Genomic DNA, 14236 nt, shown 5'->3' on the forward strand with positions numbered 1-14236 from the left:
GGTTCTTGATTTGGGTCATCTCGTCGATACCACTTTCGAGTGAGTATCTTATGTGTTCTGTTCCACATAAAAATCGAGGTAGATTATGACAAGTCCTACTGAACAAGGACGCAAAGTTACGCTCGGCAGTTACATTGCTTTAGCGTTTGCGGTGGTTTTCTTTTCTGGCTTACTTCAATCGAGCGAGTGGTATGGTGTATTTGACTTCACCACCCTTAATGGCTCGTTCGGTAAGGTTGCTTACGATGTAACGGAAACAGCAGATGGCATCAATGCTGCGACAACATCACTACGTGGCCAAGGCGGCAGTGGCGCTCGTGATGGCTTCATTTTTGCGTTAACGCTGATCCCAACCGTCATGTTTGCGCTAGGCATGATTAACGTGCTTGAACATTACGGTGCACTTGATGCTGCGCGTAAGCTACTTACTCCTCTACTACGCCCGCTAATGGGTATTCCTGGTAACTCTGGCCTTGCACTCATTGCTTCTCTTCAAAGTACCGATGCTGGTGCAGCAATGACACGTCAGCTCAAAGACGAAGGGCATTTAACCAAACGCGAAACCGACGTGTTCACTATGTTCCAGTTTACCGCTGGAGCCACTATCGTGAACTTCTTCTCTTCGGGTGCAGTGCTATTCACGTTGACTATGGCTGATGGTTCTCTAGCAGTAACTTCATCGATTGGCTTAGCCGTAGCAATCATGTTCATCTTCAAATTCGTTGGCGCGAACTTGTTCCGCATCTACTTAAACATCACTGAAGGCAAAGAAGATAAAGATCAGCAAGGCAAGCCACAAAACATGAAAGAGGAGACAGCGTAATGAGTGAAGTGAAAGCGAAAAAACCAATGGTGACAGACATCTTCGTCGAAGGTGCGAAAAAAGGCTGGGTTATCGCCACTACATCAACCGTTCCAAATGTATTGATGGCGTTTGTGATTATCAAAGCGCTGCAAATTACAGGTGCGCTGGATCTAATGGGATCGGTGTTCTCTCCAATCATGGCGGTATTTGGTCTGCCGGGTGAAGCTGCGGCGGTACTTATTGGTGCTTGGATGTCGATGGGCGGCGCGGTAGGCGTTGTGATCACCTTGTTTGACCAAGGCATTCTTAACGGTACTCATATCGCAATTCTTGCTCCGGCTATTTACCTTATGGGGTCTCAGGTTCAGTACATGGGGCGTATTATGGGTCCAATTGGTACAGAAGGTCGTTACATTCCAGTCATGATCGGTATTTCTGTACTGAATGCCTTCGGTGCCATGTTCGTCATGAACATTTTGCTGTAGGGGGAACGCGATGAAATTTTCACTCAATGATTACCTCGAAGAGCTTCGCCCTCTAATTGATGTTGATTGTGGTACATACACGCTTGAAGGCATCGAGGCAATTGCCACTCAGTTCGAAAGCAAGTATGCCGCGATGGAAGGTTGGCAGGTTAAACGCATCGATTGTGGTAAAGCAGGTGTGGGCCTTGAAGTGCGTAACAAGCCGGATGCAGAAGTCATAGACATCATGCTCATTGGTCATATGGATACGGTTTTCCCGAAAGGAACGGTCGCTAAGCGTCCTATGACCACTGACGATACCAAAGCCTATGGTCCAGGTGTATCCGACATGAAATCTGGATTACTGAACGTCGTGTATGCATTGCGCAATCTCAACCCAGAAGTTATCGATAAGTTGTCGATCTGCATTTGCATGAATCCAGATGAAGAGACCGGCTCGCTTGATTCTGTCGACTGGCTACAATCTGTCGCGAAACAGGCTAAGAATGTGCTGGTTGCAGAAGCAGCACGCGCAGATGGTGGACTGGTTAAAGCACGTAAAGGTATGGCTCGTTATAAGCTGACCTTTAACGGTAAGGCTGCTCACGCAGGGAACGAACCGCAAAATGGCCGAAGTGCTATCACGGAAATGGCGAATTGGATATTAGCCATTAACACGATGACTAACTTTGAGTCTGGCACGACATTAAATGTTGGCGTGGTATCGGGTGGGGCGGGTGCGAATATCGTTCCTGAGTTAGCCGAGGCTATCGTTGATGTTCGCTTTTGGAACAATAACGAGTATGACGATATTGATACTCAGCTCCATGCGTTGGCCACACAACCCCATGTTGAAGGTGTATCGATCGAGCTAGAGAGAGAGGCGTATAAACCGTCAATGGTGCCAAATGGTCAGACTCTCGCGCTAATGTCGCTAGTGGAAGAATCTGCCCAAGAGCTCGAGATTGATATCAACTGGAAAGAAGTGGGCGGTGGTTCAGATGCTAATAATACCGCCATATTGGGTGTGCCGACACTCGATGGATTAGGGCCGGTTGGTGCGGGATTCCATAGTGACGAAGAATACCTGCTACTTGAGTCCATTGAACCTCGTATTAAGTTACTGATGCGCGTGATGGAAAAACTCGCCAAGTAGCAGAGTGACTATAGAGTCATAGGTTAACCTGAAAACCAGTAACGAAAGTTGCTGGTTTTTTTGTTCAAAACACATCCACTTTTGTCTTTGTGGAAGTTGATTTATTTATCTAAAGTTTCGTCCCTCCATCATGATGAGGTTGAAGGGGATTTGCCCTGCGCAGTGACATTGCCGCGATGGTCAGTTCTGACTATTCTCTGACATGCCTTACAATTAGATAACTTGAACAACTTTAGAGTTTTCGAGTACGGAGGAGTAGTGGTGCATTAATTGAGTTTTTTTGATGGTTAGATAATCAGTTGCACTATTGGTAAAACTATTATTTATCATGCATTTACATGGTTATTCCTAACCTGTTATTGCAAATGTCAATAAAGCTAAATTGGCTATAATCTATTCACTTCAATAAGGATACCTAGTGTCATCAATAATCCAGCCAAGTTTTTAGTTGTTGAGACCAGATCAATTGGATAGTGTTTGAGCTTAACGTATATGGTTCTCGCTATATCGTTGTTAAACGCGAAAAAACAACCAATTGGCAAGCGAATCTATAAGTATTTGCAGGGATAAAAACAGACAAAAAAGAAACCTGTAAAAGGTAAATGAGGATCAAATGCTACACCTGATCTATTTGGACTGTAGTCACGTTTGCAAGTTAGTGTTTAACGGCAGCACGCTATACATCAGCCGCGGAAAAAAGAAAACCAAAGAGCAACTATTAAGCTCAAAGGAAAGGTTCGTACTCAACTATTTAGCGAAAAATTCTTCGCCTGAGTCGCCTAAGACAGCTCGCGATATAGAAGCCGCGTATCGAAGTGAGTTTGGTAAAGAATTTGGCTTGTACAGCCTAAAGAACACGATTGCTGCTGTTCGAAAGAAATACAAAACACTGATTGATAGTAGTAATGAAAGTTGCTCAAAAGAGTTTATTACCAACGTATTCAAAAAAGGGTATTACACCAGTTTTGATGGCGTGAGTAACGAAAGCGAATATACGGTGATCACTCCGGATATCAATCGTGACAAGCCAGCGCTAGCCGATGTGTTGGGCGGTTATTTGCAACTGCATGGCAAGAGCCTGTGTCAGCGTGGGCTTGTTGCCTTGATGTTGTCGGTGATGTTTGTCGGCAGTTTGTACGCGCTCAATATATCGTATTTAAACTCGGCCCTTGATATGAGTGTGTCGAGAACCAAAGCGATAATGTCGGATATTTTGGATAGTCGCTGTGAAGTTGAACCTTCAATCCAGCGAATTAACCAGAGCATTAACTTGGATTCTGCGGTTGTGGTCGCGCCCGAGTATGCGTGTGTGATTGATAAAGACGAAGTCAGGCAGCTTACAGACCAAACAGAGATAGATGAGCTGCTGTCCCATCCGCAGTTTATCTATGGGCGGTTCGCAGGCGAGGATGGTGATTACGCTTATGCGCGAGTACCAAAGTCGGTGACCGAAATTAAGTTTGGTAACTTGCTGGTTCGTTATCTGCTGGATGTCATTGTGTTGAAGAGTGACTCTGGCTACATCTTCACCTCTGGTAGTGTGCAGGACAGCATAGAAGTTTACTCGAATGAGATCGGTGGCGGGATTGAAGTCCAGTATTACAGTGATGACATACTGGTGGAGTGGCTCATCGTACTAGTGGCAGCATTTTTATTATTGTCTATTAGGTCACTCATACCACTGGTTCAGTTTCTTGGATACTGGCGACGCCTGTACGTGAAGTTAGAGGCCATCGTTGATGCTAGTACTAACCATGTGGTGTATTACGAGCTATTAACCAGAGTCAATGCTCTAGAGACCAAGGAATATATTGAGTTTATAAGGCGACACAATCTGGTGACGTTGCACAGCGTGATGTTAATCAAGCAAATTGCCAGAGCTAGGCAAGAGGATGACCCTCATCATTATGGGATTAACCTGTGCCCTAGCTCTTTGACTAAAAGTGACTATCCGTACCTACTGAAAAGTTTACAAAAGTTAGGTGATCAAAACCTGACAATTGAGATTGTAGAGTATTCAAGCATAGAGCTATCCCAAGAGATGCTGGATAACCTAAGCCAACTCAGAGCGCTGGGCTTCACTGTCGCTATAGATGATTTTGGAACGGGCAGTAGTAACTTGGAACTTATCCGAAAAGTGAAGCCACATTACGTTAAGCTCGGCAAAGAGTTTCTCGACGGAATAGAAACCTGTGACGATGTGAAAGGCTTTTTAATGAATATTGCCACTATTAGTAAATCTTCTAATGTCAAAGTCATTCAAGAAGGCGTGGCGCGAGTAGGGCAGAAAAGAATAATCGATAAAATAGGTTTTCATTATCAACAGGGCTACTTATATAGCGATGAATAATCAATGTGGTTATTACGGTGCTAGCAAGACTTAGTTCGAATATATATGACCCGAGTAGTAGAGGAATATTCCCAGCCACACCTTAAATGGATTTAGTTCCCTAAATTAATTGAGCTGTTTAATACTTCTCGATTATTAAATTAATAACGCATACCAATTTGCTGATTTCCTTGCTGCGGATAATTGAATTATCCATACGTAGCAGGGAGGGCTGAGTTGTGCCTAATCATTTCCAGAATATACGTTAATGGATACATACAATGAAATTTAGATTTCAAAACTTGCCAATACTTTATCAAGTTCTTGCACCGGTTATTTTAGCCATCGTGTCTTTTATTATCGCGATTGGCTTTACGCAGAGTAAGCTAAACCTGACCTCTGAAAACTCCCAGCTTTCTGCTGATACAGTAAGCTACGCTAACTACATGCAACGCTCTGAACGCGTTGTGCAGCGATACCGTCGCGCAGCTTATGAAGCGCTGATTGGCCAAAGAGCGTGGGATAATTTCTTTGCTGAGCAAGACAAATATACGCAGCAGCTCGACTCATTGTTCGACAGCATCCGTAACTCTTCTGTATTTAGTGACTATGCCAAAGGTCAGCTAGAGTCGATTGAAAGAGAGTTTGCGAGCTATCGAGCAATGATGGTAAAAGCTTCGAAACTAAAAGCTGAGTCAGAAAAGGAATACGCATCGCTGCCTTGGATTTACGAGAAAATCAACAACACTAACGAGTTGGTACTGGCAAGCGAACAAGCAGCAGATGAAAAGAACGCATGGCGCCAAGCGCGTGCAGAGTTGTTCGTTGCATCAACTAAAGTTCAGACTTACTTCGCTGAACTGATGCAATCTTACAACCCTGAAAGCCGTGAAGATTTGCGTGTTGCAATGGCAAGCTTTGCAACCATTATCGATGATCTGGACAACTCAATTGTTGATGAAAACATTGGTGTTACCTACTCGGAATACACCGATGCTGTTCGCGAAGTGAATGACATTAATGATGAGCTCTACAACGTGACTCAAAATGCGGTAGAAGTCGGTCAATCGATTCGTCAGCATATTTCTGAGCTTGCAGCATATGCAAACGAAAATGCAGAAGCTGCGTCAGACGAGAGCTTAGTTCTTATCGGTGAAACATCGACTACGCTGATTGTTGCGCTTGTTGCTTCATCTATTGCAGCTGCGTTTGTGGGATACATTTGTGCATCGAGCATCAAATCCACGGTGTCTGAACTACAAGTAGTGATTCAAGCGGTATCCCGTGGTGAGCTGTTCAAGAAGTCGACCAGTGATTCTGACAATGAAATTGGCCAGCTATGCCAAAACACTAACTCCACGATTGATTCTCTGAACAGTACGGTAGGTAACCTGCGTAATGTGGGAACTGAAGTGTCCTCTTCAGCGACTGAGCTTGCTTCGGTAATGACAGAGCTGGAAGCGAATGCAGTAGAGCAGCGTTCGCAAGTTGAGCTAATCGCTTCAGCAATTACCGAATTAGCGACCAGTTCAACTCAGGTTGCGGCGTCTGCGTCGTCTGCTGATCAAAATGCTAAAGCTGTTATCGCAATTACCAACCAAGGTGTTGAGTCTGCACAAAATGGTGTGCATTTATCCGATGAGCTGTGCCAGGAGCTTCAGCAAACCTCTGATGTAGCCTCTAGCCTTGATGAGCTTTCAAACAACGTGTCGAGCTTTGTTAGTATGATTGAGAACGTTGCAGAACAAACCAACTTGCTTGCACTTAATGCTGCGATTGAAGCTGCACGTGCTGGAGAAAGCGGTCGCGGTTTTGCCGTGGTTGCTGATGAAGTTCGTGTCCTGGCTCAGAAAACGTCGGAAAGCACAGGCTCAATCCAAGAGCTTGTAGATACGCTGCAACTGCGTGCCAAAGATATGATTCAATCCGTTGACCGTTGTGTAACGAAAGTAGAAGCCACAGCAGAAATTAACCGCCAAACCAGCAGCCAGCTTGCCACCATTTCAGATGAAGTTGCTCATATCTCTATGAACAACAGCGAAATGTCGTCAGCAGCGGATGAGCAAAGCCGCGCAATTTCTTCAATGAACGAAAACATTGCCACCATTGATGAAGCGATTGCACAAAACGCGACTGGTGTAACGCAAAGTGCTGAAGCGGCTGCATACCTATCTGAGTTGTCAGAAGGTCAGAGCCAGCAACTTGATTTTTTCAAACTTAAAGCTTCCTAAGCTCCTTTCTCAAAAGCCCAGAGTTCGCTCTGGGCTTTTCACATCCTCTGCACTCCCTCGAGTCTCCTCCAGAATTGAAATTAATACTCGGATAGAGTTTTCCACTTGGATAATCATATATTTAATTGGATAAATCTAATTTTTAGGTTGCTCACGACCCCATGCATCAGATAAAAATGTCAATTAAATGTGCTAGATAACATGTTGTAACAAAGTTTGGTTAGCTGTTACGTCTGGCTTATGTCAAAAAATGTTCAAATAAAAGCTAAAAATTACAAAACAATCATACATATTTTAGCGATGAATCATTTTTTTGTTGGATGTATTGGGGGTTGTAAATGATTACGTCCAAGCGTGAGCGATTTGTGGGGGGCCGCTATGTTGTACTTATTTAGCTTAGGGGGCAGCTCATCTTACAAATTGGTACTTAACGGAAACCTATTATATGGCGTGGATGAAGAAAGTAAAACAATGGAGTTTTATCTTAACGACAAAGAACGTTTTGTTCTTGAATATCTTGCCAAATATTCGTCCTCGGATGCGCCTTCTGCTGCAAGAGACATCGAGCTTGCTTATCAACGTGAGTTTTCGGATGAGTTTGGCCTGTATAGCCTAAAAAACACCATCGCGTCTATTCGAAGAAAATACAAACTTATCACTGATAGCCATGACATCGATGGCCCGAAAGAGTTTATCAACAATGTATTTAAGAAAGGCTACTACATCAACATTGATGTAGTGGATAGTATATCCAAGAACAAACAGCTCAATTTTGACATTAATAATTATAAGTTGAGTACTGGCGCGATGCTGGATTTGTTCATAAGGCTCTATCACCTAAGCATCTTGAACAAAGGTGCCAAGATGGTGGTGTTATCGTCAGTGTTACTTTGCATTCTGTATATACTTCAGATTTCGCATATCAGCTCAATCCTTCATAAATACAAAGGGAACACCAATTACATAGCGCATGAAATCATGGATTATGGGTGTGATGATACTCAGAATGTCGCAGTTTTGAGTCAGTCGTTGAATTTGGACTCTGCGATCCTGATAAAAAATGGAAACAGCTGCTTAATCGATCGAGAAAGCATGAGAAGTATTGATAGCGAAGCTGAATTGGAACGCTTGCTGAGTTTACCTCAGTTTGTATACACATCGAGAACCAATGGGCAAGGCGCCGAGTTTTATGCTCGAATATCCAGACAATCGATTGAAAGTCGTTATGGTAATACGCTGCTGCCGTTCTTGGTTGACTCTGTGCACATCAATACTGAATTAGGGAAACTGTTGTCGACAGGGGAACCTGGTCAGTTTCAAGTGTACTCACAAAATTTTAGAGAAGGCGCTGAGATCGTCTATTACAGTGATGGCATTGTCTATGAATGGCTAGGGTTACTAGCACTACTAACTTGCCTGTTCTACATGAAAAACCTGTATCGTTTTGCTCATTTTGTGACAACTTGGATCGGGCTGCGATACAAGTTAGAAGTCATCATGGATACAGAGAAAAGTCATCCGGTTTATTATGAGATCTTGACGAGAGTGAAGCGAGGCTCTCCGCTTGAATACATTAACCATCTTCGACAATCTCAGTTGGTAACTTTCCATACCATCGCGACAATTAAAGCGATTGAAGCGGCTCAGCAAAGCGGAGCAAGTAATAATTATGGAATCAATCTGTGTCCCATAACCTTGCAGGGAGATGACTTTGATTTACTTGACCAGTTTTTGAGTAGGCTAGAAGCGAACGAAGTGACGTTAGAGATCACTGAAAACTCGACCGTGCCATACACACAAGAGATTATAGAGAACATTCGATACCTTAAAGTGACAGGGTTTATTATTGCGCTAGATGATTTTGGCACTGGAAACAATAATGTTGAAGTGGTTAAGAAAGTTCAGCCTAATTACTTAAAGATTGATAAAGAGTTTCTTACTGATATAGAGAATGATATTTTGGCTAAAGAAATTTTAATTAATCTCTCGAATATTGGTTATGTGTCCGATTCAAAAATAATTCAAGAGGGAGTAGAAACCACTAGGCAAAAGAACTTTTTGTCTCGATTAGGATATATCTATCAACAGGGGTATCTATATAGCGAGGAATAACACTTAGGTACCAACTTAGGAGGCGACCATTAGTGAATTTTGATTTTTTATTCGAAGGGTTGGAAGCAAAAGACACTAACAGTCGAAATGCATGTGTGAAGTGCAACAATGCATTAGATGAGACTGCAGGTTCTTCAATTTGCCCCCAATGCTTGCAAGCCGAGTCTTACGTGAATGGGTTTCGAGGAGATTACCCCGAGGACGTGCTCACTGCGATGTTTAACCTAGATGTCTGTAAGAGGAGAATCGCTAGACTGATAGAGGAAGAAAGAAACGGTATAGAGCTCGACATTACGCTGTTACTCGATATAGAAATAAAGATTCATCAAGTATTAACGCTGTTGAAATCAATATCAATTAAGACTGAACCAATAAAGTATATATACATTAGTTGTACTGAAATCAGAGATTTAATAAATAGTCGCAATATTCTACCTGTGGCTATAGATAATATATAACAATTTAATCATGGATGTGTCGTCATGAAGTTTAAGTTTCAAAATATACCTATTTTGTATCAGGTACTTGCACCTGTAGGTTTAGCTATCGTGTTATTCGTTATAGCAGTAGCATTTTCAAATAATAAGCTAAGTGATACTTTAAATAATTCACAACTGTCTTCGGACACCGTTGAATATTCATCTTACATACAAGAAGCCGAAAGAATTGTGTGGCGTATCCGAATGGCTGCAAACCAGGTGCTGGCTGGTGATAAGCAATGGGATGATTTTTATTCGGAACTGGTTGGCCACCAAGAACAGCTTGCCCAGCGTTTCTCAAGCGTTAGAACTTCTCCTGTGTTCAATAGTGATGCTGATAGCCAAGTCAAAAGCATTGAGAATGGTGTTGTCGCTTATGAAAAGCAGATGAAAGAGATTCACAGTTTAAAAAGGGAAGTCGAGCGTGAGTATTCGTCGCTGCCATGGATTTACGAGAAAATCAACGAAACAGATGCGATGGTTTTATCGAATAGCACCTTAACCGAATACGACAGACAAGAATGGTTTTCGGCTAAAGAGCAGTTATTTATCCAATCAACTCAAGCGCAAACGTACTTTGGTGAGTTGATGAAGATATATAACCCGGAAAGCCAAGAGAAGCTAGATAATGCATTAGCTAATTTGGGTAAAATTATCGTTGACCTTGATAACCCGATTGTAGAACAGAACATTAGTAATGTGCTCAAGGACTACTTAGCTGCGGTTGGTAGAATTAACAATATTAACCGTCAGATTTTTAGTCAAGAAGAACAACTTGCTGCTCTCGGGTTGTCGCTGCGCCAAAGTGTCAGCAAGTTATCGAGCCAAGCTGATGAACGAGCAGGCTTAGCGTCAGAGCAAAGCTTAGTACTGATTAGTGACACGCAGTCTATGTTGATGGTTGCGGTACTTGTGGCCTCTATGTTGGCGGCTTTAGGTGGCGTGCTGTGTGCCAGCCGCATTAAAGCAAACTTAACTAGCTTACAAGTGGTGATTGAATCCGTCTCTCGAGGGGAGCTGTATAGCAAAGTTAATGTTGATGCGACCAACGAAATCGGCTCATTATGTAAAAATACAGATAGCACAATTGACTCTCTGAACAGCACGGTAGGTAACTTGCGTAATGTGGGCACTGAGGTATCTTCCTCTGCGACAGAGCTCGCGTCAGTAATGACTGAGTTGGAAGCCAATGCTAATGAACAGCGTGCTCAGGTTGAGTTGATAGCGTCTGCTATTACTGAACTAGCGACTAGCTCGACTCAGGTTGCAGCATCTGCGGCTTCAGCGGATCAAAATGCCAAAGCAGTGATTGATATTACGAACCAAGGCGTAGAATCTGCTCAGAATGGTGTACAACTATCCGATGAACTTTGTACCGAGCTCCAGGAAACATCGAATGTCGCTTCTAGCTTAGAAGAGCTGTCAAACAATGTGTCGAGCTTCGTAAACATGATTGAGAATATTGCAGAGCAAACCAATTTGCTTGCACTTAACGCTGCGATAGAAGCTGCTCGTGCTGGTGAAAGTGGCCGTGGATTTGCAGTGGTAGCCGATGAAGTACGTGTATTAGCGCAGAAAACTTCTGAAAGTACAGGCTCCATCCAAGACTTGGTCAATACACTGCAAGTGAGAGCTAAAGATATGATGTCTTCTGTCGATCGCTGTGTTGAAAAAGTTGTGGTGACTTCCGATATCAATAAACAGACTAGTGCACAACTTTCAACCATATCGGATGAGATAGCACACATTTCGATGAATAACAGCGAAATGTCTGCAGCAGCAGATGAACAAAGTCGTGCGATCACTTCAATGAATGAAAATATTGCGTCGATTGATTCAGCCATCGCTCAAAATGCGACGGGTGTGACTCAGAGCGCCGAAGCTGCTTCATACTTATCGCAATTGTCCGAGAACCAAAGTCATCAACTGCAGTTCTTCAAACTTGAAGCTAATAGCTAGTTAGTTTCAGCTTTTTATCTCTCCTATGTTTTGCACTGGGTGCTCTCTCGGCCCCAGTGCTTTTTTGTATACTTATATCAGTGCTAGCGCTGTTAAGTGCGGTGCGTTGGTATGTATAACGACGGGCGGGTAAAGGATGAAGAGCGGTCAAACTAGAAAGGATCGAGATCTTGAATCGGTGGAATGTCCATGTATCCGGCACTGCTGTCTAGACGATAAAGATGTCTGTGTCGGATGTTTTCGTACCCTAGAGCAGATCTTGAATTGGAATAGCCTATCGGAATTACAGAAGCGCCAGGTGCTTGCTGAGTGCCAACAAAGAAAAAGCTTGAGATAAACAAAAAGCCCCGATGCAACGGCAGCATCGGGGCTTGGTATTTTTACGACTGGTTGTGCGCGTTAGGCGTGAGAAAGTTGAACTTCTTCTTCTTTCTTGCCCGCTGCTGGGTCTGCAAACTTGCTTTCGTCCAGTGCACCTTCAGATTTAGCAACGATAACCGTTACTGCACAGTCACCAGTGATGTTAACTGCAGTACGAATCATGTCTAGAAGACGGTCAACACCCATGATTAGTGCGATACCTTCAAGCGGTAGACCGACTTGGTTTAGTACCATTGCTAGCATGATTAGGCCAACACCCGGAACACCAGCAGTACCAATTGACGCTAGAGTTGCAGTTAGAATAACCATTAAGTAGTCACCCATGGTTAGGTCGATGTTGAATGCTTGCGCGATGAACGCTGTCGCTACACCTTGCATGATCGCAGTACCATCCATGTTGATGGTTGCGCCAAGTGGTACAGTGAAAGATGATACGCGGTTTTCAACGCCCATACGGTTCTTAACGGTTTCCATTGAAACTGGAATAGTTGCGTTAGAAGAAGCTGTTGAGAACGCGAACATGATTGCGTCTTTCATCTTACGTAGGAAGATCATTGGGTTTAGACCAGTGAAGCTCTTAAGCATAATGCTGTAAGTCACAAGGCCATGGATGATCAACGTACCAGCAAGTACCGCGAAGTAGCCTGCTAGGTTTAGAATCGCACTTAAGCCTAGGCCAGTGAATAGTTTCGCCATCAAACAGAATACACCGTATGGTGCAACGTACATTAGCAGCGTAACTAGCTTCATGATCACTTCGTTTAGATCATTAAATAGTGATGCGATACGCTCGCCCGCTTTGCCAGACAGGCTGATCGCGATACCGAATAGTACGGCAAAAACGATGATCTGAAGTGTTTTACCTTCTGCCATTGCATTGATTGGGTTGGTTGGGAACATGTTAATGATCACCTGACCCAAAGATGGCGCTTCAGCAGATTGGAAAGAACTTGCTGCTGTTAAATCAGCACCAGCGCCTGGCTGGAATACTGTACCCATGGTAAGTGCTAGGGTGATAGCAACTGCAGTTGTGATTACGTAGAACGCTAGGGTTTTACCACCCATACGGCCTAGTGTAGATAAATCCTTTAGTGAGCTGGTACCACACACTAGCGATACGAACACTAGAGGGACAACAAGCATCATCAAGCTGGCTACAAAAATTTTACCGCCAACCTCAAATAAACCATTAACAATGTAGTCGTTAATGAACGCGTTATCTGCGAACAGAAATTGGATAACAAATCCCGTCAAAATACCCGCTAACATACCGGCGATAACGCGAGCAGTTAGAGACTTAGGTTTCTTGGTATTCACTAGAACACTCCTTTTATTATTCACTTCGACATCGTTTCGAAGCGAGCCGGAGATTAGCAGGGGAACAAGAAATTAAAGAAGTAAAATCCTTGGTTCTGGTTTATAGATGTGATCGCAATCACTAGTTTTTAATTTTATTTAACCACTCATTAACACTGTTTATTGGTTATTGCATCTAGATAACCATATATTTAACAGATTAAATTTTAATTATTTACAATAACTGAGATTATTATCACATGAGAAATCATGTGCATATCAAGGCGGAGGCAAGCACCAAGTGAATAAATAGTCAGGTTTTATTCACTTGGGTGTTCGTAAAGTCATCAGCCGAATAGGTTAAACGGTTGATTAAGAAGCGACTTGAGGTTGGTAGCGACCAGGTTTGTGGTTCATCGCTAGAATGAGGTTGGTGACCACAGCGCCGAGTACCGACAGCAAGATCAACTCAATGTTAACGATAAACAGCGACATGATAACAATGCTGCAGTCGAGTGCCATTTGTACTTTACCGGCGCGAATACCAAAGCGTTCCTGTAGAAATAGAGCGAGAATATTGAACCCGCCAAGGCTCATTTTGTGTCTGAAGATCACCAGCATTCCCATGCCGATTAAACCACCACCCAATGCTGCTGCATAGAAAGGGTTAATGCTCGATATTTGAATCACGTGGTAAAGGTGATCCACCGCGAGCGAGACAATAGTGACGGCCACAAATGTATTGATGGTAAAGCGCCATCCCATTCGGGTCACCGACAATATATAGAAGGGAAGATTCAGCGCGAAAAAGATTTGTCCGAAGCTAAACGAAGTGGTCTTGGTTAGAAATATAGCTAATCCAGCCGTGCCCCCGGTCAGTAAACCGACCTGGTTAAAAAAGATTACGCCCAACGACACCAACGCACTGCCTAAAATCAGTGCCAGCATGTTTTCCCGTATAGTATGGTTATCGTCCATACAAAAGACCTCCATCCTAGAAGTAATACAAAACGCTAAGCGATAA

The 14236-nt window shown here is 43.3% G+C and carries 10 protein-coding genes; 8 read left to right on the forward strand and 2 right to left on the reverse strand.

Annotated elements, in window-relative coordinates:
• Window positions 1–85 precede the first annotated feature (85 nt).
• The 8 genes from J4N42_RS15210 (at window position 86) to J4N42_RS15245 (ending at window position 11872) form a co-directional block, all read left to right on the forward strand.
• Window positions 86–823 (forward strand): nucleoside recognition domain-containing protein, encoded by a 738-nt coding sequence (locus tag J4N42_RS15210; protein ID WP_252033094.1) that lies wholly within the window; start codon window positions 86–88, stop codon window positions 821–823.
• Window positions 823–1290, forward strand: coding sequence for a YjiG family protein (locus J4N42_RS15215; protein WP_252033096.1), 468 nt, complete (start codon window positions 823–825; stop codon window positions 1288–1290). The genes J4N42_RS15210 and J4N42_RS15215 overlap by 1 nt, the downstream gene beginning before the upstream one ends.
• A 10-nt stretch (window positions 1291–1300) precedes the next feature.
• Window positions 1301–2425 carry a M20 family metallopeptidase gene (locus J4N42_RS15220; RefSeq protein WP_252033098.1) on the forward strand — a complete coding sequence of 375 codons (1125 nt, stop codon included), beginning with the start codon at window positions 1301–1303 and terminating at the stop codon, window positions 2423–2425.
• Window positions 2426–3038: 613 nt separating this feature from the next.
• On the forward strand, window positions 3039–4775 hold the full coding sequence (locus J4N42_RS15225; protein ID WP_252033100.1) for an EAL domain-containing protein: 1737 nt from the start codon (window positions 3039–3041) through the stop codon (window positions 4773–4775).
• 260 nt (window positions 4776–5035) lie between these two features.
• The gene (locus J4N42_RS15230) at window positions 5036–6985 is read left to right on the forward strand and encodes a methyl-accepting chemotaxis protein (RefSeq protein WP_252033102.1); all 1950 of its coding nucleotides are present in this window, start codon (window positions 5036–5038) and stop codon (window positions 6983–6985) included.
• 378 nt (window positions 6986–7363) lie between these two features.
• Window positions 7364–9097 carry an EAL domain-containing protein gene (locus J4N42_RS15235; protein WP_252033103.1) on the forward strand — a complete coding sequence of 578 codons (1734 nt, stop codon included), beginning with the start codon at window positions 7364–7366 and terminating at the stop codon, window positions 9095–9097.
• 482 nt (window positions 9098–9579) lie between these two features.
• A complete protein-coding gene (locus J4N42_RS15240) occupies window positions 9580–11535 on the forward strand; it encodes a methyl-accepting chemotaxis protein (RefSeq protein ID WP_252033104.1) in 1956 nt (651 codons plus the stop codon).
• A gap of 136 nt (window positions 11536–11671) precedes the next feature.
• A complete protein-coding gene (locus J4N42_RS15245; protein ID WP_252033105.1) occupies window positions 11672–11872 on the forward strand; it encodes a DUF1289 domain-containing protein in 201 nt (66 codons plus the stop codon).
• A gap of 62 nt (window positions 11873–11934) precedes the next feature.
• Here the strand turns inward: J4N42_RS15245 and J4N42_RS15250 are convergent, their stop codons facing one another.
• Window positions 11935–13233, reverse strand: a complete 1299-nt coding sequence (locus tag J4N42_RS15250; RefSeq protein ID WP_252033106.1) for a dicarboxylate/amino acid:cation symporter — start codon at window positions 13231–13233, stop codon at window positions 11935–11937.
• A 351-nt stretch (window positions 13234–13584) separates the two neighbouring features.
• Window positions 13585–14190, reverse strand: a complete 606-nt coding sequence (locus J4N42_RS15255; protein WP_252033107.1) for a DUF6198 family protein — start codon at window positions 14188–14190, stop codon at window positions 13585–13587.
• Window positions 14191–14236: the final 46 nt, after the last annotated feature.

The sequence above is a fragment of the Vibrio sp. SCSIO 43135 genome (genome assembly GCF_023716665.1).
GTDB classification, from domain to species: domain Bacteria; phylum Pseudomonadota; class Gammaproteobacteria; order Enterobacterales; family Vibrionaceae; genus Vibrio; species Vibrio paucivorans.